Annotated in this window: 29 protein-coding genes and 1 pseudogene; 8 read left to right on the forward strand and 22 right to left on the reverse strand. The window is 33.0% G+C overall.

Annotated elements, in window-relative coordinates:
- Nucleotides 1-112: 112 nt before the first annotated feature.
- On the forward strand, nucleotides 113-1,672 hold the full coding sequence (locus ABH957_RS17825) for a glycoside hydrolase family 10-like protein (RefSeq protein WP_404511896.1): 1,560 nt from the start codon (nucleotides 113-115) through the stop codon (nucleotides 1,670-1,672).
- 57 nt (nucleotides 1,673-1,729) lie between these two features.
- Here the strand turns inward: ABH957_RS17825 and ABH957_RS17830 are convergent, their stop codons facing one another.
- From ABH957_RS17830 to ABH957_RS17840, 3 genes are all read right to left on the reverse strand, one after another.
- Nucleotides 1,730-2,563 carry a DUF3974 domain-containing protein gene (locus tag ABH957_RS17830; protein ID WP_002085563.1) on the reverse strand — a complete coding sequence of 278 codons (834 nt, stop codon included), beginning with the start codon at nucleotides 2,561-2,563 and terminating at the stop codon, nucleotides 1,730-1,732.
- 24 nt (nucleotides 2,564-2,587) lie between these two features.
- Complete coding sequence (locus ABH957_RS17835) at nucleotides 2,588-3,700, reverse strand: toxic anion resistance protein (RefSeq protein ID WP_404511960.1); 1,113 nt, start codon at nucleotides 3,698-3,700, stop codon at nucleotides 2,588-2,590.
- Between the two features lie 348 nt (nucleotides 3,701-4,048).
- Nucleotides 4,049-4,642, reverse strand: coding sequence for an O-methyltransferase (locus ABH957_RS17840; protein WP_113936557.1), 594 nt, complete (start codon nucleotides 4,640-4,642; stop codon nucleotides 4,049-4,051).
- A 305-nt stretch (nucleotides 4,643-4,947) separates the two neighbouring features.
- Between ABH957_RS17840 and ABH957_RS17845 the strand changes: the two genes are divergently transcribed.
- The gene (locus ABH957_RS17845; protein WP_002085567.1) at nucleotides 4,948-5,106 is read left to right on the forward strand and encodes a hypothetical protein; all 159 of its coding nucleotides are present in this window, start codon (nucleotides 4,948-4,950) and stop codon (nucleotides 5,104-5,106) included.
- Nucleotides 5,107-5,140: 34 nt separating this feature from the next.
- Here ABH957_RS17845 and ABH957_RS17850 read toward each other — a convergent pair whose 3' ends face one another.
- The 3 genes and pseudogenes from ABH957_RS17850 to ABH957_RS17860 form a co-directional block, all read right to left on the reverse strand.
- Nucleotides 5,141-6,010, reverse strand: coding sequence for a sigma-70 family RNA polymerase sigma factor (locus ABH957_RS17850; protein WP_404511898.1), 870 nt, complete (start codon nucleotides 6,008-6,010; stop codon nucleotides 5,141-5,143).
- A pseudogene (locus tag ABH957_RS17855) lies at nucleotides 5,988-7,298 on the reverse strand (phytoene desaturase family protein). Before ABH957_RS17855 ends, ABH957_RS17850 begins: the two are co-directional and overlap by 23 nt.
- A 72-nt stretch (nucleotides 7,299-7,370) precedes the next feature.
- Complete coding sequence (locus ABH957_RS17860; protein WP_113936517.1) at nucleotides 7,371-7,694, reverse strand: luciferase domain-containing protein; 324 nt, start codon at nucleotides 7,692-7,694, stop codon at nucleotides 7,371-7,373.
- Nucleotides 7,695-7,911: 217 nt separating this feature from the next.
- Between ABH957_RS17860 and ABH957_RS17865 the strand changes: the two genes are divergently transcribed.
- From ABH957_RS17865 to ABH957_RS17880, 4 genes are all read left to right on the forward strand, one after another.
- Complete coding sequence (locus ABH957_RS17865) at nucleotides 7,912-9,300, forward strand: HD domain-containing protein (protein WP_404511900.1); 1,389 nt, start codon at nucleotides 7,912-7,914, stop codon at nucleotides 9,298-9,300.
- A 293-nt stretch (nucleotides 9,301-9,593) separates the two neighbouring features.
- Complete coding sequence (locus ABH957_RS17870; RefSeq protein ID WP_002136296.1) at nucleotides 9,594-10,226, forward strand: cupin domain-containing protein; 633 nt, start codon at nucleotides 9,594-9,596, stop codon at nucleotides 10,224-10,226.
- Nucleotides 10,227-11,026: 800 nt separating this feature from the next.
- Nucleotides 11,027-11,455 carry a GNAT family N-acetyltransferase gene (locus tag ABH957_RS17875; protein ID WP_404483736.1) on the forward strand — a complete coding sequence of 143 codons (429 nt, stop codon included), beginning with the start codon at nucleotides 11,027-11,029 and terminating at the stop codon, nucleotides 11,453-11,455.
- 264 nt (nucleotides 11,456-11,719) lie between these two features.
- The gene (locus tag ABH957_RS17880; RefSeq protein ID WP_404467356.1) at nucleotides 11,720-12,529 is read left to right on the forward strand and encodes a hypothetical protein; all 810 of its coding nucleotides are present in this window, start codon (nucleotides 11,720-11,722) and stop codon (nucleotides 12,527-12,529) included.
- Between the two features lie 299 nt (nucleotides 12,530-12,828).
- Here ABH957_RS17880 and ABH957_RS17885 read toward each other — a convergent pair whose 3' ends face one another.
- Complete coding sequence (locus ABH957_RS17885; RefSeq protein WP_404483733.1) at nucleotides 12,829-13,008, reverse strand: hypothetical protein; 180 nt, start codon at nucleotides 13,006-13,008, stop codon at nucleotides 12,829-12,831.
- 144 nt (nucleotides 13,009-13,152) lie between these two features.
- On the opposite strand from ABH957_RS17885, the gene ABH957_RS17890 reads away from it, so the two are divergent.
- Nucleotides 13,153-14,205, forward strand: coding sequence for an HIRAN domain-containing protein (locus tag ABH957_RS17890; RefSeq protein ID WP_404511902.1), 1,053 nt, complete (start codon nucleotides 13,153-13,155; stop codon nucleotides 14,203-14,205).
- A gap of 317 nt (nucleotides 14,206-14,522) precedes the next feature.
- Here ABH957_RS17890 and ABH957_RS17895 read toward each other — a convergent pair whose 3' ends face one another.
- The 3 genes from ABH957_RS17895 to ABH957_RS17905 all read right to left on the reverse strand — a co-directional run bounded on the left by ABH957_RS17895 (nucleotide 14,523) and on the right by ABH957_RS17905 (nucleotide 15,523).
- On the reverse strand, nucleotides 14,523-14,732 hold the full coding sequence (locus ABH957_RS17895) for a cold-shock protein (protein ID WP_404483729.1): 210 nt from the start codon (nucleotides 14,730-14,732) through the stop codon (nucleotides 14,523-14,525).
- Between the two features lie 126 nt (nucleotides 14,733-14,858).
- Nucleotides 14,859-15,233 (reverse strand): HNH endonuclease, encoded by a 375-nt coding sequence (locus ABH957_RS17900; RefSeq protein ID WP_404483726.1) that lies wholly within the window; start codon nucleotides 15,231-15,233, stop codon nucleotides 14,859-14,861.
- Entirely contained in the window at nucleotides 15,230-15,523 is a 294-nt protein-coding gene (locus ABH957_RS17905; protein WP_404483723.1) for a hypothetical protein, read from the reverse strand. The genes ABH957_RS17900 and ABH957_RS17905 overlap by 4 nt, the downstream gene beginning before the upstream one ends.
- A gap of 138 nt (nucleotides 15,524-15,661) precedes the next feature.
- Between ABH957_RS17905 and ABH957_RS17910 the strand changes: the two genes are divergently transcribed.
- Nucleotides 15,662-16,090: a hypothetical protein gene (locus tag ABH957_RS17910; RefSeq protein WP_002192673.1), complete on the forward strand. Its 429-nt coding sequence runs from the start codon at nucleotides 15,662-15,664 to the stop codon at nucleotides 16,088-16,090.
- Between the two features lie 144 nt (nucleotides 16,091-16,234).
- Here the strand turns inward: ABH957_RS17910 and ABH957_RS17915 are convergent, their stop codons facing one another.
- The 12 genes from ABH957_RS17915 to ABH957_RS17970 form a co-directional block, all read right to left on the reverse strand.
- On the reverse strand, nucleotides 16,235-17,128 hold the full coding sequence (locus tag ABH957_RS17915) for a hypothetical protein (protein WP_404483720.1): 894 nt from the start codon (nucleotides 17,126-17,128) through the stop codon (nucleotides 16,235-16,237).
- A gap of 191 nt (nucleotides 17,129-17,319) precedes the next feature.
- Complete coding sequence (locus ABH957_RS17920) at nucleotides 17,320-18,378, reverse strand: hypothetical protein (RefSeq protein WP_404511904.1); 1,059 nt, start codon at nucleotides 18,376-18,378, stop codon at nucleotides 17,320-17,322.
- A 155-nt stretch (nucleotides 18,379-18,533) separates the two neighbouring features.
- Nucleotides 18,534-18,812 (reverse strand): phage major capsid protein, encoded by a 279-nt coding sequence (locus ABH957_RS17925; RefSeq protein ID WP_404484060.1) that lies wholly within the window; start codon nucleotides 18,810-18,812, stop codon nucleotides 18,534-18,536.
- Nucleotides 18,813-18,953: 141 nt separating this feature from the next.
- Entirely contained in the window at nucleotides 18,954-19,202 is a 249-nt protein-coding gene (locus ABH957_RS17930; protein ID WP_404483714.1) for a hypothetical protein, read from the reverse strand.
- A gap of 247 nt (nucleotides 19,203-19,449) precedes the next feature.
- On the reverse strand, nucleotides 19,450-19,938 hold the full coding sequence (locus tag ABH957_RS17935) for a hypothetical protein (RefSeq protein WP_404511906.1): 489 nt from the start codon (nucleotides 19,936-19,938) through the stop codon (nucleotides 19,450-19,452).
- A complete protein-coding gene (locus ABH957_RS17940) occupies nucleotides 19,938-20,420 on the reverse strand; it encodes a DNA repair protein Rad50 (RefSeq protein WP_404483709.1) in 483 nt (160 codons plus the stop codon). Before ABH957_RS17940 ends, ABH957_RS17935 begins: the two co-directional genes overlap by 1 nt.
- A gap of 29 nt (nucleotides 20,421-20,449) precedes the next feature.
- Complete coding sequence (locus ABH957_RS17945; RefSeq protein ID WP_404483707.1) at nucleotides 20,450-20,899, reverse strand: terminase gpP N-terminus-related DNA-binding protein; 450 nt, start codon at nucleotides 20,897-20,899, stop codon at nucleotides 20,450-20,452.
- 419 nt (nucleotides 20,900-21,318) lie between these two features.
- The gene (locus ABH957_RS17950) at nucleotides 21,319-21,708 is read right to left on the reverse strand and encodes a sigma factor-like helix-turn-helix DNA-binding protein (RefSeq protein ID WP_404483704.1); all 390 of its coding nucleotides are present in this window, start codon (nucleotides 21,706-21,708) and stop codon (nucleotides 21,319-21,321) included.
- A gap of 11 nt (nucleotides 21,709-21,719) precedes the next feature.
- Nucleotides 21,720-21,947, reverse strand: coding sequence for a hypothetical protein (locus ABH957_RS17955; protein WP_404483702.1), 228 nt, complete (start codon nucleotides 21,945-21,947; stop codon nucleotides 21,720-21,722).
- A gap of 404 nt (nucleotides 21,948-22,351) precedes the next feature.
- Nucleotides 22,352-24,604, reverse strand: a complete 2,253-nt coding sequence (locus ABH957_RS17960) for a VapE domain-containing protein (protein ID WP_404511908.1) — start codon at nucleotides 24,602-24,604, stop codon at nucleotides 22,352-22,354.
- Nucleotides 24,605-24,853: 249 nt separating this feature from the next.
- Complete coding sequence (locus ABH957_RS17965) at nucleotides 24,854-25,123, reverse strand: hypothetical protein (RefSeq protein WP_404467490.1); 270 nt, start codon at nucleotides 25,121-25,123, stop codon at nucleotides 24,854-24,856.
- 31 nt (nucleotides 25,124-25,154) lie between these two features.
- Nucleotides 25,155-25,349 carry a helix-turn-helix domain-containing protein gene (locus tag ABH957_RS17970; RefSeq protein ID WP_404483697.1) on the reverse strand — a complete coding sequence of 65 codons (195 nt, stop codon included), beginning with the start codon at nucleotides 25,347-25,349 and terminating at the stop codon, nucleotides 25,155-25,157.
- Nucleotides 25,350-25,402 lie beyond the last annotated feature (53 nt).

Genomic DNA, 25,402 nt, shown 5'->3' on the forward strand with positions numbered 1-25,402 from the left:
TAAAAATATTTTTCCTATTAAATTAATGTTTCAATATTTATTTTTCTCAATTGCAGGGCCAACCTAACATCATATATTATTTTAAATAATCGTATAATAGGGAGGCGTATAAATGATTATGAAACGTTTAGTAATGATGTGCTGTATCGTCATATTGTTTACTCCTTTCTCTTTCATTTCCCCTCACTCTACTTATGCTGAAGTAAATACTACTTACAAAAAACATGAATTACGCGCTGTATGGATAGCATCTGTTCTCAACATTGATTGGCCTTCAAAAACTGGCTTACCTATTGAAAAGCAGAAACAAGAATTTATAAGACTATTAGACGATGTAAAAAACACTGGTATGAATGCAGTCGTTGTACAAATTAAACCGACTGCTGATGCTTTCTATCCTTCAAATTACGGTCCTTGGTCTGAATACATTACGGGTACACAAGGAAAAGACCCTGGATACGACCCGCTCGCATTTATGATTGAAGAAGCACATAAAAGAAATATAGAATTCCACGCATGGATTAATCCATACCGAATAACGATGAATCACACTGATATAAATCGATTATCAAATAATCACCCTGCAAGACAACATCCCGATTGGGTTGTGCCTTACGGCGGGAAGCTATATTACAACCCTGGTATTCCAGATGTGAAAAACTTTATAACGGAAGGCGCTTTAGAAATCGTAAAAAATTATGATGTTGATGCAATTCATATGGACGATTATTTTTATCCTTATAAAGTAGTTGCCGAAGAATTTCCTGATCAAAAAACATTTGAATCATATAATAATGGGGATTTTTCAACTATCGAAGATTGGCGTCGCAATAATGTAAATGAACTCGTAAAAGGTTTAAATACTGCTATAAAACAAGAAAAATCATACGTAAAATTTGGCATTAGTCCATTTGGCGTATGGCGAAATATAGCTGATGATCCAACTGGCTCTAACACAACTGCAGGTCAAAGAAACTTTGATGACCTTTACGCTGACACACGTGAGTGGATACAAAAAGGATATATTGACTACATTACACCGCAAATATATTGGAATATAGGTTTTACACCTGCTGCATATGATATATTAGTAGATTGGTGGGTAAAAGAAACCAATAATAAACCCATTCACCTATACATCGGTCAGGCGGCCTATAAAATTAATAACAGCTCTGTCCCTGCTTGGTCTGATCCTGAAGAATATCCAAAGCAAATCGCTTTAAACCATCAATATCCACAAATAAAAGGTAGTATGCATTTCAGTTTAAAAGATATAAATAACAATCCACTTGGAATTAAAGATAGACTCTCAAAAGACATATATAAACACCCTGCATTAATTCCACCTATGCCTTGGCTTAATCATGATCCACCAAAACAACCTACTTTAAAAGGTGCCATTCCAAGAGATGAAGGTATTGCTATAGGTATCATTGATGATAGAGAGAATGACTCTGCTTATTACGCAATTTACCGTGTGAATGGAAAAAATGAAGTGGATATACAAAACCCAAAACATTTACTTACTACTGTAAGAAAAACAAAACTTGGAGAAATTTACGTAGATAAAACGGCTATTTCTGGAGAAACGTATACGTATGTGGTAACTGCAGTTGATCGATTGCATAATGAAAGTATTCCTTCTAGTTTTACTACCGTTAAGGCAAAATGAAATCTCAAAAAAAAACGCCTTAAAGCTGAGAAATACTTAGCTTTTAAGGCGCCTTTTTTATTTATTCTTAAACTTCTCAGTCGCTGCTCTCATCTTCACATTCAAATCATGATCAATGGAGTCACGAATATCACGCTCTACTACTTCCATTTCTTTTTGGAAATTTTGCAAGTAGATTTTTAATTCTTCTTCTTTTTCAGGACGTTGTGATGGTGGTAATTGTACCACTAATGATAACATCGCTGTTAAATCTTTCATTAAGAACGTTTCAAGTTTATGTTGTTGTTCAAACATACGTTGTTCTTGATAGTACGGAAGTGCATTTAATACTGAAATTGTAATGTCATCAACCGTTCTTTGTAGTGAAGGATTAATCGAGCGTTTATATGCTTGAATTGTATTTAATGCATCTGGATATCGATCATAGAAATACAATTTATAAAACGATAAGTCTGTCGGTTTAACAGTTTGCTGTGATTCTTGTCTCAAGAAATCTTTCACTTTCATTGTTGCAATATCAATATCTTCATTCGTAAGCTTTTTCGTTGTTTTTGCCATCACATGCACTTTTTTCTGCTTTTCTTTCGGTAACATTGAGAAAACTTGCTCTCTCGTACGTTGGCCCGATGAACAGAAAAGTGTATTTAATGTATTTTGTTCTTTTTTCCCTTCTGTACGAATCCAGCGATAAAAGAGTGGGTGCTGCGTAAATTCTTGTAAAAACGGTGTTGATTTGTTCGATAATTTTTCAATAGAATCTTGCGCTCTCTTATATGGTTTCGTCCATGAAAAATAAAGTTTACGTCCGAAGTATACAACTAAAACAACGACAGTAAATGCGATTAAAAGTAATGATCCTAATAGTAATAATACTCCTTGAATGAAACTCATTTTTTCACCTCCTCTAAAAGTCTGTTATTTCCTTGGACGCTGAATGAGTTTCTGCTTCATCTCATCATTAAATGTATCTAGTTCAATTACAAATTTCTTACTAGACTCAATAATACGTTCTGACGATTTCTCAGATGCTTCAATAGCGGCAAATACATTTTGGAATGATTCACGTAATTTATCCATGCTAATTGCAGGATTTTCAAGGAGTTTTGTTGTTTCTTCTGTATTTTGTTTTAATACTTGTGAATTGCTTAATACCATTGATTCAATCGCTTCATTTGTTGCATTAACAGCATCAATTGTTTTACGTTGATTTGTTAATGCAAGCTGTATTGCAGCGGAAACCGTTACAACGTTTTGCGTCATCGTAATTGCATTACGAATTGCCTCTGATAGCTTTTCATTATTTTTCTTAATGATGTCTACAGATGCGATAGATTGTAATAATACACTTTTTGCTTGTTGCATATTACGAGTACGCACAAGTATCTTTTCTAATGCATCATTTATTAACGGAATATCCCTTTGACGTTCTGGATTTTGTTTCTCAGCTTCAAGCATACCAGCAAGTTTTCTTCCTAAGTATACTTGTTTATCAAGAGCGTGAATTTTATCGTGTGATTGCTCTTTTAACATTTCAAGACCAACCGTATCCTCTTGCAAGTTATCACGGCCAATGAGAAGTGATCTTATAATCTCCTCGATTTGCTTATCTATAGATTGATATTTATGCACGTAATTTTCAAGCGGATTTTTCTTAAACACTTTAAACATAAGTTTCTTCATACCAGTTGCTTTTAATGAGTTTGGATCAAGTTCTGATACCACTTTTCGTAATTCTAACAATGTATTTGGAATTTCTTCATTCTTTCCATTCATCATCGCTGTCACAGGACGTTTTAAAGCTGATAGCGTTTGTCCTGCCGCTTGCTGCTCTTTATCCCCTAAGTCTCCAAGCTGCGACAATACTTTTGATAAATCTGTATTTTGCTCGCTATTCAACTTTTGTACATAAAGATCTGCTTCTTTATTCAGTTCTTCAAGTTCTGCTTCTTTTATTACTGTATCCACTACTACTTCTACATTATTATCTTTCACAATCGATACAGGTTCTTTTTTCTCGAGTTCAGTCAACAAAATCGCTCCTTTATTTATATGTGCGAATTTATGTGCACTATATTTCATCTAATATATCGTATTTCATATACATTTTTGCTTGCTTGAAATCGATTTTTCAAGAAATACCTGCTTATGCAGTCATTCCCTGTTTCATAGTATAAGTATACCTGTTCTCGTCATTATTTTCCTCAGACTTAAGACCTAGAGAACAACATGCTGAAGACGGATTCTTCACAGCTTACCTTACTTATCACCACTGACTATTAATTTGAAATTCCATTTAGTTACCTTCTTAAATTCATACAATGCTCTATCTTTTGACATATACTATCTTTCAATGTGATAATTATATTAGGTCCACTTCTAATTATTCTTCCGCGCAACAAATGCTCCCTTTTGAAAAGCTAATAACACGGTTTCAAACGTAACGTCTTCTTCAATCATCTTTATAAATCCAGCTAATTCCCCCGCATGAGAAGTTGCATTATCAATTACAAGAAAACCTTTTGGCTCTAAAATACGTTTTATATGTTCCCACCACCACATGTATTGCGTGCGCTCTGAATCTAGGAAAATAAAATCAAATGAACGATCTACTTGCGAATCTAAAAATGCCCCAGCCTCTTGATTATGAATATCGATTCTCTGTGTAAGATTTGCCCTTTCAAAATTTCCAAGTGCCTCTCCAACCCGTTCTGAAGAAAGTTCTACAGTTATAACATTTCCATTTGTTTCTTCTACCGCATTTGCTAGCCACAATGTAGAATAGCCATTTGAAGTTCCAATTTCTAAAATTTTTTTTGCATTGCACCCCTTTACTAATACTGATAAAAACTGCCCCATTTCACGAGAAATATTTCTTAATTTTTCTTCTCTTTTTTCTTTATTTCGATCATGCTCTTCTCCATATTGTTCAAGTTGCAATAATAATGAATCTAGAGTATTCATTTTCTCCATCGCCTTTCCAAGCAATATGATGAAAAAGTACATGATGCCCGTCTACTTTTCATTATATGCGAAATGCACCCCTTTTTCCTGTTATACGACAAAGAATTAAAATTTTTTATAGCATATTGTTTCGTTTTTTGGTAAAGTTAATTTCTACGTGCAATTATTTAATTCACATTATTTTACAATCAGTTTTCAATTATAAGATAATCTAAACCCCATTTAAATGAATCGGTATTTCTAATTCAACTAAGCGCCCTTTTCGGACGCATTTTCTTTTGTTTATATATTTCTGTAAGAAAGGATGCTTACACATGAACGTGATTAACTTAGATGCTGCTAGAAGACGTAAACAGCATAAAAAACTAATGATAACTATACCGATTATTAAACGCATTTATGAAGAAGACGGGGAAATTAAATTCGAGGTAGCCGGCGAAAAAGATGTACCTCTTGAAATGTTAGAAAAATAAAAAAAAGACGCACTTCTAAAGAAATGCGTCTTTTTTATACTATTACATTTAAGTGCATAAGTTTTTCAGGATTAACCATCATATAAATGTTTGAAATTTTCTCATCCTCAAATATGAATGAAAGTACATACGTCACTTTATTATTTATTGTAACTATAACGCCTGGTGCACCATTTACTATTTTGAAATCAACACTATACTTTTCTGGCAATCGTTTTGCAATTCCAAAGAACAAACGTATAATTTTATCTGCAGAATAAATCGGATTAATTGCAGTTGTAACTTTACCACCACCATCTGCTTTAAATATCGCATCTGTTTTTAAAACTTCTAACATGCCTTGCGTATCCCCACACTGTAATGATGATACAAACTTTTCCACATAGGCAGCCATTTTCTTCGTACTTAATGTTGATTGCTTCGGCTTATCTAAAATACTTTTTCGTGCGCGTTGAAAGATCTTCCGGTAATTCACACTACTCTTATCAACAATTGAAGCTATTTCCTCGTAGTCATAACTGAAAACCTCTCTTAATATGAAAACAACCCTTTCTACCTCAGACAATTGTTGTAAAAGTAATAAATATGCCGTAGAAATTGATTCTTTCATTACAAATGACTCTACTGGCTCATCAGACTCTTCCACAAATGGCTCTGGTAACCACATCCCTACATATACATTACGTTTATGCGCTGCCGAACGTAATGTATCAATTGAACGATTTGTCGCCATTTTACACAAATATGCTTTCATATTTTCTATAGATTGAACATCCTCTATATTATTTACCGCGATAAATACGTCATGAACGATATCTTCAGCGTCCATAACACTCCCAAGGATTCTATATGCTAATGAAAATAATAATGGTTGATACGCTTCATATAATTGCTCCGTTTCCATGATGAACTGCCTCACTTTCTAATTGCTTTAAAATGTGTAACGCTGCACGATTCCCGCTTGCTACCGCAGCATCAGCTAATATTTCATCATGCCCAGCCCAATCTCCTGCAACGTAAACACCTGGCATTTCAGGTATATTAGGGCCCGGTTTTTCAACACGGTCAATATGAGGAAAATCATGTACTACCGTTATTTTCGGTAAATATTACTTTTCAACAACTTCTCTTTTCCAATTAGGATGTAGCAACTCCATCGTATTTTCTAACTGTTCTTGATCATCATGAAAATGATTTATCTCTAGCATAGGATTATGGTACTTAATTAAACTCACTACAATTGCTCCATCTTCACTTAATTTGGCTGCTCTTGATTGATTCGTGAAAAATATAGGTTGATCTAACCCTAATGCAAATTGATGTGTAGGATTGGTTAAGCGTCTTAAACCAATATCTAATGCAGCTACGGTAACCCGTACCGATTGTTCACTCCATCTATACAAACTTGTTCCTTCTGCACCTTTTATTATTTTACAAGCTTCTTTCGGTGGAATCGTCACGACAACTGCGTTAACTTTAAATACTTCATCATCCGAACAACGAATTTTTTGTATACCTTCACAATTTTCTACTTCCAATACATGCTTACTAGCCTGAAATTGCACCCCAACATTATCCGCTATATCTCTTAATTTTGTTATTATCATCTCCCAACCACCATCTACATAAAATACTCCTTCTTTTATTGAAAGCTGTATTTGCGTTAGTACAGATGATGCTAATTGTATTGTAGGAACAAACGTATATGTTGTTGTTCGGCATAGCGCATAAAATATATTTCGAACTATCGGATCTTTTATTTCATTTTCTGCCCATGTAGATAAACTCATTTTTTGAACTTCTCCTACATCTAATTTCCCTAAATGAATCATAAGACGAGAGAATTGTACTTTTGCAGACCATGAAAGTAACGGTGTTGATAAAATGGAGCGAAAATCTGTTGGAATGGTAAATACATCCCCTTTCCATATTCCATGTGCTTTTGTAGATGGCATTCCACCTGGAAGATTCAAACCTAACTCATTAAAAGTTAAAAATGCTGCTCCTCCTCTGTATAAAGCATGTGCACCAAGATTCATGCAAATGCCATTTTTATTTATAGTCATCCCCCGACCACCAAAGCGACTGGATTTTTCCAATACAATAACTTTCCTTCCAGATTTCGCTAAATATATAGATGCTGTTAACCCAGCAAGCCCACCACCAACAATTGCTACATCAAATGTATTCATAATAAAATCCCTCCTTATCGTTCTACATACAAGACGAACGATTTAGAAGGGATGTGACATAAAAATAAATTTTTATTTATCTACTTTATTTCTTTTTTGTATCCGGTCATATTGCATACGAAATAACTCAATTGCGAATGGAATATCCTCTTCACTCTTTATATAATAACTTATCCATCCTGATTCAGGTAATACGTGATGTGGTTTCACTAACCCTTCATTCACTAATTCATCTCGCTTTACCTTCGGAAATGGTAAATCAACTAACTTTTCACCATGAAGATGACCAAGTTCTTTCTTACCATAATTTATTTCAATACCACCAAATCGATGAGGTTTTTCAGAAACACCCGCCCAGCTGAGCACTTCATTTCTAATCATTTCACTAAATGACATGAACATTCACTCCTTATTATTGATTGATATAATTTTAAATTAACACGTTCATTACTTTTTCCATCAATCCAAAATATGAATGCGAATGCGAATGCGAATACGAATATAGTTTAATCTCAATATACTTTATTTTTTTAAACAATAATTACAATTTCAAAAGGTCTTTATCATATTATATAGAATTATTATTAAAAATAATTTTAAAGGATGGATATATATGTGCAAGGTATTATTACGAAAGGCGAATTATCTTCAATCTGAGGAATTAACACTATTTAAAAAAGCTATAAAGTTTGCAGAGCAAGCACACGATGGACAATACCGTCAAACTGGAGAACCATACATCATTCATCCTTTCGCGGTTACAGAAATATTACTAAATTATAAAGCTGACGTCACAACATTAGTTGCTGCGTTATTACACGATGTTGTAGAAGATACAGAGCATTCTCTAGAAGAAGTTAAGTTATATTTTGGTGCGAACGTTCAATATATTGTAGATGGATTAACAAAAGTTAAAAAACAATGTGGTCAAAAGAAAGCATTATACGAAGCAATTAATTTTAAAAAGTTATTACTGGCCTCTCAAACAGATATACGTGTTGGCATTATAAAAGTTATAGACCGCCTTCATAACATAAAAACATTGAGTGTTAAAAAGCCTGCAAAACAAGTAGCTTATGCAAATGAAACACTAACACTCTTTGCACCACTTGCAGAGAGATTCGGTTTATATTCAATCCAGAATGAATTAGAAAACCTTTCTTTTCAATATCTACATAAGGAAAGATATAAAAAAATACATAATCTTCTAACGGAATATGCGCCACGCATTCAAAACAATATAACGAATTTAAGAAAAGGCATACTTTCTTTTTATGATACTACCCTGTCATTTGAAATAAGTTATGAACTCAGCCCTATTTACTCTGCTTACTCACAACTACAAGAATCTCAAAACGTATCAAGTGTTTCACGAATATGTATCACCACTGCAAGTGTGCTAGATTGCTATAAAATTCTTGGAATGATTCATCAATTATACAAACCAACTATAAACTATTTCGAAGATAATATCGCTCTTGAAAATAGCCATTTTAATAACAATTTAAAAACTAAAATAAATATGAATGATACTGAACAAACAATTATCATTCAAACGCAATCAGCAAAAACATTAAAAGATAATGGTATTTTTTATTTATTGAATAGTAGAACTGTAGATGTTCAAGCAATATCTTATAAAATAATGAATGATATAATTGTGAATAACAATTTATTAACTACAGATCCAATCGCCTTCCACAATTTAGTATCGTATGAACTATTCGAAAATACTATTACGGCTTATACTACAGATTTACAACCTATTTATTTACCAGATGGTGCTACAATTATTGATTTTTCTTTCTCTGCATTTCCAAAAATTGCACATAGCATGAAAAAAGTAAAAGTAAATGGGATGCCTGTTCCACTTAAAACAAAGGTATCTCATTTTGACGTCATCGAAATCCATTTCGATTTAAAACAAAACTTGGAATTAGAGTGGCTAAATTACGCCAATACTGCTAAAGCACAATTAATGATTCATCAAAAACTATCTTAAATAAAAGGCCAATTCCTTTCTATAAGGCATTGGTCTTTTCATATAACGTAACCATTAAAATATACGAAATAAATTTTAATATTTTTACTCCTAACCTAACATCAATAATTCCGCCTTTCATTAGTTCGCTCTAATTTTTATCCGTATTTACATTATGAGAAATAAGAAGCACAACCTATATTATTTATAAAACAGGTGAATTTATTATGATACAGACAAATGCACATAACTAACACTAGGCACATATCCTAAAGTTGTATCCATACTTACCTATAGAAAGGCGGGTAATACAATTGACTTCTAATATCGACTACACTTCCCCCTCAACTAATTTCACTCATGATTTAAGTAAAAGTAATTTTTTTAAGAAAGATGCCCAAAATTATATAAACGTACTTGGCATTAAACAATTAAATACTTTAGAAAATACTTCTTTATTAGATATTTATTTAAGTACAGGGAATGTTGTAGAACCACATATTCATCAAAATGCAGCTGAACTTGTTTACTGTATTTCAGGATCTGCTGTTGTTTCTTTACTTAATCCATTTACGAATCAGATATTAAACTTACCGATAAAACCAGGGCAAGTTGCCAACATTCCACAAGCGTGGTGGCATTATGAAATTGCTTCAGCAGATAATACTCATTTATTAGCTATATTCAATGCCCCAACCCCAGAAGTTATTTTTGGTTCTGATATTTTAAGATTAACTCCTGCTAATATGATGGCTCATACTTATTGCCTCAATGAACAACAATGGAAACAAGCAGTATCCCCAATTCAATCCACTACGGTAATTGGTCCTCCCGCAAACTGTAATCAAAACCGCGACATGATAAATCAGTCAACTCAGCCCCCTACTCAGCAACAAAATCTATATTACCAAGATTCTTATTACTTCCCTCTATACTGGGGGTATTAATTAGTATCATTTTAATAGAACCACCATTTATCTCCTCGGAAAATACCAAGGAGATTTTTTATCGTAACAATTAATAGAGTACATACATATAATATTTATATATTTAATTGGAGGTGATAGTACTATGAGTAATTATAACTATCGAAAAAACTACTCTAATAATAAAAATAGTAGCTCTTCAGCATCCTCTCAATCTTCGAACTCTCAATCTTCCGATTCCCAGTCACAAAGAGATTTAGCCGATCAAGGCTATGTAAAGAAAAAGGGATGTAACTGTAATAAAAATAAATAGTTTATTACTAATTTGAGCAATGACATTTCACCGCTCATGATTAACAATTTAACCCACTAGTATATAGTTTATTTAATGGATGAATTCTGTTTTTAATAGAATCGGAACTCTGCAAAGAGTAGTATTAAATGCCTTAGAACCCTTGTTAATTCAGGGTTTTGGGCTTTTTTTATTTATCATTTATATTGCAAGATAGAGCATAAACAAGAATACTACTGGGGCTAAGTGGGGCTAGTTTGGGACCCAAAATATAAAAGGCTGGCGTGTGTATAGAAATGGATAAGTGTAAAAAAACAATAAAAAACTCTGTAGATCTATAGTACATTTATCTTGTTTATAGTTAATAATTATTAGCCCTTCTTTTCTTCAAAATTTTTCATTGTCCCTTTATCCATCTAAAGGGAAACTTTTTAAATGACCTTGAGCAAATACTAATTTCTCCACGCAATCCTTGGATTTTCAGATATAATGATATTTATTCTGATAAAAATAAAAGGAGTTACTTGTTTTGGTAGAAAAATTCAATAAAATCCCTCTTCATGTACAAGACTTTCAAAAATTAAAAATGTTATTAGACGAATTAGTACAAGATGAAATAATGTTCATAGAAGGTCTTTCTAAGTATTCTTTAGATATTTCTTCTAAAAAATCTAAAGTCACCATTAACCTTAGAAGCGAATTTTCCCCCGATCCATACTTGGCAATTACTGCTATAAACATTACCCCAAGTAATCAAGGTAAGGGCAGTATTGTTCTTGAATGGTTTAAAACATTCGCTAAAGAAAAAGGCTTTGAACGATTAATATTACAAGAAGTTATAACTGAAGAAGGTTACCACTTTGCATTAAAAAATGGCTTTTCAAAAAAACATAGTCCATACGAGGAACTATTTGGAAGACTAAACAGTTTTGACGGGGATTATGAACTACATTTATAAAAGGTAAAATAAAAGTGAACGAATATTTTCCTTATGCGTTCACCTTTTTACTTGATGAATTATCCACCACAGCTTATTCTTTTCTTTCCATAAGAGCAATTTCCTCTATACTTTTAAATATTTAAATCGCTGTCAAACACATACCCGCATCCATTTGATGTTAACACAACAATTGTTGTATTTTAAAAAAAGGGGGACTTCTCACAAGAGAGATCCCCTTTTTATTCTTAAAAATGGTAAAATATAGTTCAAGGAGGGGGAAGAATGAGGAAACTAAAAGTAACTGTTTTTATCTTATTACTGGGCATACCACTATCCCTATTAAATGGTTGCTCTACAGACACAAAACTATTAGAAAAACCAATAGGAGATTATTTGTCCGAAAACTACGGGATAAAGAATGGGGATTTTAAAATTCTTTCTGCTGATAGTGGGTTTGGAGCTCCTGATCAACAGACTTACGTGGAAATAAAAAAACCATACCGCACTCTTGCTTATTTAATTGTAGACAAAGACTCACATGAAATAGTTAAAAATGGAAGCGATGATGTTTTTCTAGAAATATTCAAAGGAGCTTATGTTGAACAACATCGTGATGTTTTGAAACAATCCGATAAGATGATAAAAAAGTATAACTTATTAAGTGAATTCTCCTATCATAAAAAGAATCCAAATTTCTATTACTATTTAGATATACATATAGATAAACAACAAGAAAAGGAATTAATTAAAAATTTCAAACGCGATCAAAAAATAAACACTGACAACATAATGAAAATGTTAAAAGATAGTAAACCTAGAGATCATGCTAATTATATAGGAGTTATCAATTTTAATTACTATTACAATACCTACAAAAATAGTGAAACTGTTCCCAATGCTCAAAGTATTATGGATGATTTCGAAAAGAGCCACGTGCTAACAGAGGGCATTTATGAGATAGCTGTTCTGACCATGTATTCCAGCCCTAATGAAACAAGCATAGGAGGAACGGATAGTCGTAATAATAATGTCATGTTTACCGTGGATGAACAAGGGAAATTCGAAATATTAAAAACAACTGTAGATTCTTGATAAAATAGGCCAATTGTTGTGTTTTAAATAAAGGGCGACTTCCCACAAGGGATAGAGAGCCCCTTTTGTTTTTATTGCTGTTCTTGTTCTATTATTAATAACCCAGTGGTTCAAACCCACTTAGCCAAAAACGGGGACAGCTCAACTTTGAGCATCCCCCCACTGAAAAAGGTACGTCCAACTTTGGACAGTCCTCCCTGCTTAATTAATTGCATAAGCATATATAACTAAGTCTTCTTTATTACCTTCAAAGTCATCAATTCGAGTTATGCCATACTCTTTACCTCTAAACATAATGCTCATACTTGGATGTAAATCATTTCTCCATCCAATTCACCTATTTTCTTTTTAACTTCCTCTTCAGCTTTACGAGCAGCCAATATACGAGGTACTGATATTTTCATACAAAACTCTGCCATTTTCAATGCAGTTTCCTCACTTGGTGGATTATCCAATATTGTAGGTTTCTTACGTTTCATAAAAGAAACTCAACTTTTCATTTGGAATATGGATAAGTTCGCTTTGATTTGTATTAACACCTTTAATCAATTTACAAAACGTAATATTTACAGCCCTTGCAAATAATTGGTACAATTTAGGTATCACTTCAAGGAGGTCATTTCATGAGTTATGATACAGTCGCATCATTGCAACATATGCAACAATTAGAACAAGCTCAAGCTGCAACTGGGAAACGTTTAATATTAAAACGAGTTAATTCCACCTTAGATATATGGATATTCATTCTTGCTTTTCTTTTATTCATTCCAACCCTCGGGTTTTCTTTGATGCTAGCTCCATTTGTTTACTTCGGAAAAGAACTTTTCATAAAAACATGCATGGTTAAAAATGTAGTAACAGGTGAGAAATTCAAAGTTGAGAAACAAGATTTTAAGCAATATAAAAAAGCTTTTAAAGCAAAAGAAAAACAAGTTAGAAAAATAGCTGATTTAGAAACTAATACAGTCGAAATAGACCATGCTGACACGATCATCCACACTAAGCATGAACCTAAAGTAGAAAATATCAAAGAAAAAGAAAAAGAAGAAGAAGAAGAAAAAGTAATAAATACATATGTGGAAGAGCCTAGAACAGAAATTGAAGAAGTCATACCCGAACAACAGACTTTAGAACAAGAGCCAGAATCAGAACCAATTCCAGTACCTTCCCCTTTACCAATTGAATTAGATACTAGTAACACCCTTACTTTTAATGTTGCAGGCGTTACGTTTGAGAACGATAAAGGAAAAGACATTCAGGCACTTCTTAGACGAATCGCTCGTGCAATTGCCAAAGAGAATTATATTGACTCATACGGTGGATATACTAATAAAGAATTACTGGAATTTTCGGGAGAAGCATCTGAATTTGAAGATGTTGAATTTGGGGATTATATCTCATTTGTAAAAGATCCTGATAACGAATTTGATAAAAATGCAATTAAGGTAATTGTTAATTTAGACGCTAAAGAATTTCACATAGGATATGTGCCAAAGGAACAAAATATTGAGGTTGGCAAATTACTAGATTCAGATTCAATAATAAATATTTTAGCTGACTTTGTAGGCGGAAAAACAAAATCAGTTGATTATGATTATGAAAAAGACAAAGATGTAATCGTAATTACTGAACTTACACTAGGAGTTTCAATCACTTTACGTTTCAACGTTGAATAAAAATATTTAAAGTCACACTTTCACGAGCTGTGGCTTTTATTTTGTCGAATTTACAGATTTTCATAGACATTTCACACCCCCCTTTATTTTTTAAAAATGCTGTCTAACGATAGAAATGCCCCCTACGCTACCTATCCTCCCCAAAGAGGAAATTTTTTTTTTTGATAGGGGGGCCTTTACAGCTTTGAAATACAATTTATTAAAAGTGCCGTGCACACCTATATTTAATGAAAAACAAAAAGAATCCATTTTGAAAAAATTAATCAAATTGAATTCTTCTCTATCAAATCTGTATTCAATTTTATAAAAAAGATTAATTACGCAAGTTGTACCTCTTCCGCTTGCATACCTTTTTGACCTCGTTTTGCTACAAAAGTGACTGCCTGTCCCTCTTTTAAGATTTTGAAGCCATCTGCTTGAATAGCTTTAAAGTGAACAAAAAGATCATCTCCACTCTGCGGTGTAATAAATCCATACCCCTTCTCTTCATTGAACCACTTAACTACTCCACTTTGTCTATTCGACATTTACCCTTCCTCCTCTTTCTTAATAGACATACTCTTTATATCCACTTATATTTTCCTGAACTAATAGATTCTAGTTTTTATTACTAATTCCTTTATAGAGTTATATATATTATTTCAAATTTAGATCTATCCAAAATAACTTGGAAAAACCTTTTTCGGTTTATCTTCATTTTCTTCTTTGATATGACATTTGGGACAAAGTAGCATTAAGTTGTTTATTTCTAATTTAAGTGTTTCATCTTCTTTAATTGGTATTACATGATGAACATGAGCACGCCTACCAAACACGAACTGTCCACATCGTTGACAACATCCCTTCTCTCTTTCATATACCTTTGACCTGACATACTTCCATGCATCAGTACGATAGAATGGTTTGTTCTCATGATGATAGATGTTCTTCTTATCTTTCTTCTTCCTTGGTTTGTTACGCTTATGCTCTTCACAGTAACGTCCTTTACTTATCTTGTTACGGCAGCCGTTAAAGTCACAGTACTTCATGATAGTAATTCAATGATGTCTTCTTTCTTTTTAACATCAGTTGGAATCTCAATACCTAACTCATCAACATACTCACGTAACTCTTTCACTGTCATGCTACTTAGTACTGGCACTTCACTAACCACCGTCACATCTTTACCGTTTGCTAAGTCCACACCAATGAGCATACTCTCAGGATTAACAGTTACTTCGAATCCTGGTTCTTCACCTGTAGGAACAAATAGACTCTTCTTCTTTTCGTTATCCCAATACTCTTTACCTGATATTGTTTTTCTAATTTCAGTAATCATTTACATTCACTCTCCTTGTTTATTTTAAATAGTCTTTTCATATCTTACAAAATAACCCTATTTTTGAAAATTAATTAAATTCATAAAGATTTTATATACTCATAGTGCAATAATAAAAGATAGAAAGGAGGTGACATCGTGCATGCTATTAACAATTTATTCATGCGTTCAGTTCACTTCTTTTATGAACATTTTATCTTATACTTAATCGCCCTAGCTCTTAATGCAACATTCAGTGTTATGCTCATGGATTTTACGCATGATATCCCTACTAGTAAAGGAGCAATTGGCTACCTATTTACTAATCCTGAATATATTATCACCTCAATCCTACTTTCATCTAGTATTGGATTGGTATGGATAATACTTTCATTTTTACCACTTGCGATTGCTTATGATAGTACAGATAAACTTGCTAAATTGGTTAGAATTTTTCTGGTGGCTATTGGAGTTGCTTTAACAATTACAGGATTCATGTTTATTTGCCGAGCAATCAGCTTTTTCGGTCTCTTAATTATTGGTGGTCTTATGGTATTCTTTGCCCTAAAAGCGATATCAGAAGATTAATAATCATCTTATTCAAAGATACTCAAAAATAATTTATTCCTTATAATACCTTTTGGGTATTTCTTTTTATCTACCGCCTATGTGATTTTCACATAATAAAAAGCACTCCCCAAGGAATGCTTTGCTTTTAAATTAATCATCCAATCAAACTGATGCACCAAATTGATATTTTGAATTACTCAATAGTTTTACTCCATCTATATTCTGTACATAATTTAGCAATGTATGGAACATTATTACACGAGGTGCAGAAACTACTACAGTTAACATATCGCTAGTAATACTGTAAGTTATCTCCATATCACCATTATCTTGTTTAAATTCCTTTAGTTTACCCATCACTTCAGTATGGCTTATTATAGCATCGTCAATTATAAATTTAAACATTTGTTGTCTTGTACCACTTTCCATTACAAAACCATGTCTAATATTAGACTTATTTTCATTATTATTTATTAACGGTGCTAACTTTGACACTTGACTCTGTATACTGTTCATTTGTTCAATTATGTATTGCATAGGTTCTTCATTTGTAGTGATTTTTTTCATAATTTCCTTTTGTTTTGCAACTCTATATATAGGATTATCAGGCTCTGTTTCATTAAGTGCTAAAGGTAACATCGCTCTTAATGCTTTAGATAACTCTATCACACCTGACATATCATTATTATAAAAAATTGTACGTTCTTCAATAACATCGAAAGGTAAATTCTTTGTTCCCTTTTGTAAAATTTGAATAACAGGTTTTCTAACTGCGTGTCTAATCGCAAGTTCATACATTACATTTGGATTTAAAGTAGTAAGATTAGCTATGGCTAAATCTGATTCTAGAATACTTTCAATAACTTGCTGATTTATAGAACCTGAATTAAACATTCTATGTGCAACCTTAATATTATCCTTAGAGAATCCAATTTCTATTAACTCAGGTATAATTACTGCATCTATTACTCCTTCAGCAGCCCTTCTTATATCAGAGTGGTCATCACCAATTGGTGTGATAATGAAACAAGTTTTATTTTTATTTGGGTTATCCATCACTTATCCTCCATATTGTTTTAACACAATTTTATCATTCATTTCCAAATTAAAACAATAAGATTATTAAATAATCACCCAAAAGAGCAACCATGCACCAGTTGCTCTTTTTCCAGCTTGTTGAACTGCTAGCATGACAATTTTTTTAAATAACCTAACATATGTTTATTATCTTTTTTTACATATTACCTTTATCTAATTCGCAACCAATCTGTAAGCAACTTTTGTATCCTTACTAGGATATCCCCTTGATTTTGTATAAACTTAGAAACAGATATACCAATGTTTTCTTCCACTAATCCATACAGAAAAGGTATTTCCTCACGGATTATCTTTAAATCACTTTCCCTAATTCCATAATGAAAAATATTATTACGCAAACTAGGTGCGTAGAGTTTATTTGTTGAATCAATTATAGTTGTTATTTCTTCTTTCCACTCAACTGCACCATAATATCTAGTACTTTGCTCATCTGTTCTTAGTAATTTCCCAAGTGCTTGTACACTTGAATAACAACAAATAGACACTATTCTTTTATAAAGGTTTGTCTCTTTTGACAATACCTGTGGCAAAATAACTAAAGCATAATTTATTCCACATAAAATATTGAACAAAATAATATTAATATCATCATCAATATCGTTCCCAAATAACGGCATCCTATTTTCTAAAGAGAATCTATAATCCTCATTTTTTACATTCAACTCTATTGCTGGAACATTTGTGGGAATTGATACATGGTTCTCTATCAAATATGTACAAATTATTTGACTCATCATTTCTCCGAAATTTTTAATTTCTTCCCCATTACCTAATTCTTGTGTTAATTTATTTACTAGTGTATTTGCCCGAAAAGTATTACTTACATATACATTTTCAAACTTATAACATCCAAAATTATCTTGGCCAAATATACTGATAAACATATTTTGAAGGCTATTATAGTCCTTAGTTAAATAATCATCAAATAATGAAATTGATTCAGATACAGACCCAACAGTTTTACTAACCGAATTTTTATTTATAATTTTTGTTTCGGCCCTGACCTTCTCTATTTTCCGGATTCCTTCTGACTGCCATCTTACCTTTTGACTCTCATCTAAAAAATCCAATACTCCAGAAACAATAATACTTATATAAGGGCTAAATTCCAGTATTAATGCACCATCACTCATTAACCTTTGAACCGTTTTTATAGATTCGAGACAATCTAAAAGTAATAATCTTTTGGATGCTTCACTATAATCCATACTAACCTCCTGTTTTGTAACGTATTATTTAAATTAATTTCATTATACGTTGTTCGGCTACAAGCTCTCCATCAAATATCTCACTTATCCCCTTCAAATACAAAAAAGCAACGTGCCATTTTATACGACAAGTTGCTTTTTATAATTAATACTTTTTATTTAATCTCCAAACTATACACAGTTGGTTCTACCTCCGAATGGATTAACTTTCCAGCAAGAAGGTTGTATAATTTCAATCCTACTTCATTAACATTCGTATACATTTCCTTCATAATTTCAATTTCCAATCCCTCTGAATTTTCTTGAATAACGAAGAATGAAAAGTCACCAAAGTAAAATACTGCTACTAAATCTGCCGAACCTTTTACTGCATCTGTGCAATCAAGTGGGAATCCTAGCAACATGTAACTTACTCCACCGTCCTTTTGAAGGATAGTGGCTTTTTACGTTATTGAAAAGGATTTGATAAGTTTATATTAGAGTTTAACCGTTTAGTGATCTGCATACATTCCTCTAATTCCGTTTGTGCTTCATCGGCTTTCTGATAATCGCTCGTACAGGCTCTAGGATATCCATTAAAAGTTTCCCCTGAACATATGAGGACTATTAACGAACTCCTTGTACATTTCCGCTGCTTTTTCCGGACCATGTAGGTTAACAAGTGAACTAAGGACCTTCATAATAGGTGATTGTCCTGCCATGTGTGTAACGATATTCTTTGCATTCGTTTTGCTGCCACTTTTAGCAATGAACACTTTATCCCTTTCTTTAGCTAGTGCATTCACTTTCCTAATTAATTGATTGCTATAAAACTGTTTTTTCATTTTGTCAAACGCCTTTCATAAGTTTACTTCCGGACATTCCGAATTATATTGATTGTATATAGTTAATACATCAGTAACTTTCTAACACGCTTAACTCACTTCATTTCGTGTTATTCATCATTTAGGCATAATCACATTAGACATTTGTGCAAAATAGCATATAAAACAAACTGAAAAGCATTTTTTTCATATTTTCGTTATTTTCGGCTTCAAACGGAAAAGAACCCCTAATAACAGGGTTCTTATGTTAGGCTTCAATAACTAACGTTTCGTTTACTTCTTTTCCCTCAACTTCAATCGCTGGATTTTTAAGCACCTTTTGTTTGCCACTCTTTTTCGGCGCGGCCAGAACATCAACTCTCTTTTCAATCTTCACTGAATAGTCGACCCCAAGTATAGGAGATTTTAAATCACCCCATTTTGTACTTGTTTCCCATTTGTTATAAATCCTTCTTTGTACATACTGTAATACTTCATTTACTCGCTGATCTTCTGATTCGTTCAGATCATCATAGTAAAAAGTATAATTGTCATTTGGGTTAAAGTTGCTTTTGTTACGTGATAAATCATTCTTTAACCAATTTTTAACTTGTTCGTCCCTTTCTTCCTTTAATAAGTCCATACGACCGAATAATACTTTCCCTGCATCTGTTAGCGGCGTTAGTTCAATATCATAAGTATGATAAGCGTGTTTTCTTTCTCGTCCTGATAGAATCTTTTCGTATATTGTAATCATTATCGTAATACCTCCGATTTTGTAGACGTAACCATTTTGTATAACTCACCGTAATAACCGCCGTAGATTTCGTTGCAATATACTAGCTTTCTATGTGCTTCGTCCATTTCATTTAGTTCTGCATTAATAGCGAAAACTTCATCAGCGATAGATGATTCTAATTCTGTTTTACGTTTGTATAACTCGGTATATCGCTTGTCCATTGCTTCGATATCTTTCTTAACCACTTTCGCTGCCTGGGCTTTGTCTTCTTCGCTAAAAATAACTGTTGGCGTGTAACCGAATTTCATTTCGGCTTCATACTCTTTTTCTAGTTCCAATACAATCTTTGTAATATGGTCATATTCGACGCGTGATGTAACGTTTCTTTGACACTCTTCTGCTAATTTTAACTTTTCCAGGATTGGAAGGCTTCTTTCTTCTGTTTTGATTCGTTGATAAAATAATTCTTTCAATTTTAAACTATTTTCTAAATGTGCCATGTTTTCATGACCTCCTGTTATATTATTATTTATATATAAAGTTCTTCATCGTCTTCAGTTTCTCCAATGTCGATACCTAAAAACTCCAGCAACTTTGACATAGACGTGATAACTTTTGTTAATTCCGAAATAGAATCATTCTTTTTGACTGATCCTGTTACACCCATTACTGATACGCCACGCTCTTCAATATCTTCAATCAATTTGTTTTTGATATCGAAAAATTTCATGTACGTATTCACCATGTCAACGAATTGCATTTCGCTTTCTAAACCTTTATCTTTCAATTTAGACAGTAGTAAATCATAAAGCTTTTGACGTTCTATATTTGCTGATAGTTCTACCCACTTGTAACGGTGACGCCAATTGTTTAACGTGCTCTCTTTGACTTCTAATTCCGCTGCAATTTCTTTAAATGAGTATTTTCCGCTTTTATACATTTCATAAGCTGTTTGTTTTTTGTCTTCATTTGAAATCATACTTTCATCACCCTTTCATCACTTGTTTTATTATTTTTTTAAAATGAAAATTACTATTTGACGTGTATATTCGAGTTGTGATAATCTAATTTTAACGAAACAAACGTTAATTTAATGCGGTTTATAGGTCCGTAATTAACAATTTAATTTACCAATCAAAAACATGAATGTTTTCCTAGAAAAATAGGAAAGCATATTTTTTTGGCCTTTTTTTCTATTTTTCACGCGCGTAACGCGAAAATAAAAAGAGAAATCCCCCCACCGCGTTGCCAGCCCTCCCCTCAAATTGTTTCTAGAAATGTTACCGGGGGGTGTTATATAAAAAATCATTTTTAATTTTTGTTTACAAATGAACAATTCAATTCTTGTTTAATTAATTAAATAGCTTTTAAAATATTTTATTTTCCTTACACAGTTCTCTATCCTCTTACCTTTAATCTCTCAGCAAACTTGATTCTTCTCATAATCTCAGCATGTTTCACTTTAATATAATGCGTACTGTAATTTAATTTGGTTCCTATGCCTTCTAACGTCATTCCATCAATATATTTCAGCTTAAGTATCTGTTGTTCTAAGTTTTTGAAATTACTCACTAAGTCAACCAGCTGTTGCAATTGTTCTTTCTTAAATGTGAGCTTCTTCTTAAGTTGATCCAGTATCTTTTCTGTTTCTTCATTGCCTGTATCAATTGATAATATATCTTTACCCCATTTGCTCTGACATTTTAATTCAGCATGTATTCTATTAAACTTGTATTCCAAATAAGCGATCTCTTCTTCTAACATTTGATAATCTTTAAGGCAAACCAATTACGTATCACCTACTTAGGTTCACCCTTTGTAACAACCTCTTTACCCGATAGTTTCATCTTCTTAAGGACATAGCCTGTACGAATATAAGGACTATCTTCCTCAAAACAATGTGCATCCCTATGTCCTTCACCTGTTCCATGATGATGAAACTTTCTACAATATTGACACCACGTACTAAGATTTCCTGCTGCGTCTCTTTCTATTGCTAGTACGATTGGAGTTTTTTTAATTGTCATTTACTCGCCCTCTTCATTTTTTAGTTTGTATCCGAAAAAGCACCTCACCACCTCTTCACTGGGGTGAACACCATTTAGACTAAATATGAACACCAAGGCGAACCGCATTTTACGTTAAGAGTTCTACCCAAAAACGTTGATATGACTAGGTTTTGAGTAGGATGAACACCACGAACACCAGAAATCGGCAAAAGTAACAAACTGTGAATTCTTCTGCTACTCTCTCTACCTACTTCTCTATATTCTTACTTTTACACTTTTATATAGATTATGGTGTTCATGGTGTTCGCTTTTCCCTCTATCCATTGGTATGACTGGGTTTAAAGGTAGAACAGCAACTTGTGTTTTACCTGTTCACCTACGTGTTCGCTTGTGTTCACCATAACAATTAGCTGTTCACTCTATTAACATGAAGGTTTACCAGCAAAAGGCGGTGTTATCCATCCTCTTTCTCTGTCTTTCCCCTTTTGCTTTCTTACTGCTCCATACTTTTTAAGTGCTGTAGCTGCATTTTTTGTATTCTTGGTTAACTCCAGTTCCTTGAAGATGACCTTACTACTCTTCCATGTCCACAAGTCTTTAGATGCCCCCCAAGAAAATCCACTTAAAATTTCAATTTCCTCATGTGTCTGTAGTTCGCTTTCTTCGTTGTGTTCTTTTTGTTTCTGCGCTTCTTCACTAGTAAGTAGGTGTGAATCATCTTTTAATGCCATTGTGGCGACCTCACCCCAAAACTGATCAATATCCATTGCTTTCAAGTCACTTATCTTGTCACCTACGTTTATTACAGCGTATCGTCTATTTCCTGTCTTATCTTTCAAAAATTCATCGTCATTAACAGTTGCAAAAAATACAGTCATCCTCGGATATTTAACCGATAACCTCTGATATGGTCGTCTAAACTCGTCAACATTCTCTGTAAAGAATGCTTTTAGTGCCGCCTGTTCAAATTTCATTGTAGAATCTAACTCACCTAACTCAACAGCAAAGTTGCTTACCGCTTCGATTACACTGTCTTTGTTCTCTGGGTTAAGTCTTTTACCTGTTTTGAAATAATCATCACCTAGTGAGTTAAATAACAACTTGAACCAGAATGTTTTCCCACAACCTTGAGAACCTTGAAGGACAAGTACAAATTCTTGATTCATCTTTCCATTTTCGTTAAATGCAAGTTTAACAGCTTGAATTGCCCATTTTTTTAAGTATGCAATTCCTAATTCTCTATCTGATCTAGCGTTTAATGTAGTGAAAACTTCCTCGACACGGCTCTTTCCATCCCATTTCTTAGATACATTTAAGAAATATTCAGCTACTTTATTCTTCTTATTACAGCTAGCTAAATATAAAAGATGGTCAATTAGTTTATCTTTCGTTATGAAATAATCCATATCAATAGCTTCTTCTATAATCCCTTGTGCATGATGGTCTGCTATTTCACCATCAAAATATAAGTTTAAGGAAGATAAGTATTCACGTTTTCTTATAACATCGTAATAAACCTCTATGCCCATTGAATCTAATAACTTCTTAGTATTTCCAGCTTTAACAAGGATTTTGTTTCTGCTATTTCTTTTAAAATCTATTTCATTTTGTACTTTCGGTTCTTCTTGTTTATGAATGCCTTGTCCACCACTTATATGTTCCTTGTAATACGCCCTCACTTTTTCGTCTTTCTTACAATACTCAATCATTGCTTTATAACTAGGCTTGTCCTTCATATCCTCCGTACCATTATCTAGGTGGAAAAATTTATGTAGCCTATATAAGTCAAAACTGTTTACATTCTTACCGCTTATCGGGTCTGTTGAATGATTGCTATGTGCATGCGTACCATCGTCATAAACAATTAATCCACCTTTAGAGCTTCCTTCAACATAGGTATATCTATTGTTTCTAAATGGCTCATATTTATCTGATAAGAAGTTGTCCAAAACATCCGTTATCGAATAAATATTTGTCCATGCCCCAATCCAGTTTTGTTTTGTGCGTGGATCCGCTTTTTCATTATTTTTAAAGGTCTTGATTTCTTCATGTTGTTTTGTAATGAAACTAGCATCAAAGAAAGGGAAGTCTTGATAATAAAATTCATAATTATCAGGGTTACTACAAGTCGGATAGTGCATGTGTCGCTCAAATTCACATGAAGTCTCATCTATCCACACTTGGAGAATATCCACTAAATATCGTGTGACTTCTTTGTAGTGCTCCGGCTCAATATCATGATGCAAAGGTATGATAACCCTGTAACGTGGATTCTCTTTTGTATGATTGTGTGTTGAATACATAGCAATCGCAAAATTTGTGAAACCCTCAATGTTCTCCCATACATTTACACCTTCTGGCACTTCATCTATATCGATTAATATAATACTTCTGCTTTTTACATTGGCTTTATTCCTACGATCTTGAACATATCCACCTATAAAACCGCCTGCATTGCCTTTCTCATTGGTTATCATAGGATCGCTTATCCTATTTAAAAACTCTCCGTATGCTATCTTTTGGTTAATAGCATTTGTGTTGGTAAGTGATTTTAAATTAGTTATATCTATTAACCTGTCATATTTAAGCTCTATTTTTTCTTTATGTGATGTTATAGTAGATAACACTTTCTCACCTCCTTTATGCTGAATAATGTTTTTAAAAGGAAATATCATACTTGCTTTAATATTCGATTAATTTCTTTTAAAACTTTGATTGCTTTTGGATCACCGTTTTCCGCTTTTTCTAAAATCATATGTAACTTGTCTTCACGTATTTCAGCAGTTGTCATTAACCTATTCACCTCAACTGTTTCCAAATCGACGTTGCTATAAAATATCAAGCAATTTGAATTAATAAGTAATATCCACCTAACCTTTTATGGACTTTGTTTCCTATGCACACGCCAGCCAAAGCGTTGTTGCTTACCATTCATTTACAATTTCTGTTATTACTTCAAGAGCTCGCTTATAGAACCACCAACGTTTTCTGTTGCGACGTCGCTCTATTAATCTCATACGTGGATCAGATAAAATCTCATCTTCTAGGAATCTCTTACTCATTGATGTAATTACTGTTAACTTTTCAAGATCAACCATTAATAATGTTTCATGAAGTTGTTGATCTACCTGCTGCAATATGTATTCTTTGATTGCATTTTCATCAATATTCACTTGCACATTTGCAGGAATCACTTCTTTCACCTCATTCTATTTATCAATTAAATTATGCTTCTACCTTTTCACAACTTTGCATAGCTCCATTAATTAACCATGTTTCAATTGTTGGGCGGTGAAAAAGTATTTTCCCCCTAACTCTCGCATGTGGAATTTCACTCATACGTGTCATTGAATATACAGTTGTTAAAGAAACACCCAATAATTCCGCAACTTCTTTGACAGTTAATGTAACTTTTCTCATACCTTCCCTCCTTTTATATGAAACTTTATGATACTTTTATAATAAATGATACT

The sequence above is a fragment of the Bacillus sp. RC242 genome (assembly GCF_044908245.1).
GTDB classification, from domain to species: Bacteria; Bacillota; Bacilli; order Bacillales; family Bacillaceae_G; genus Bacillus_A; species Bacillus_A mycoides.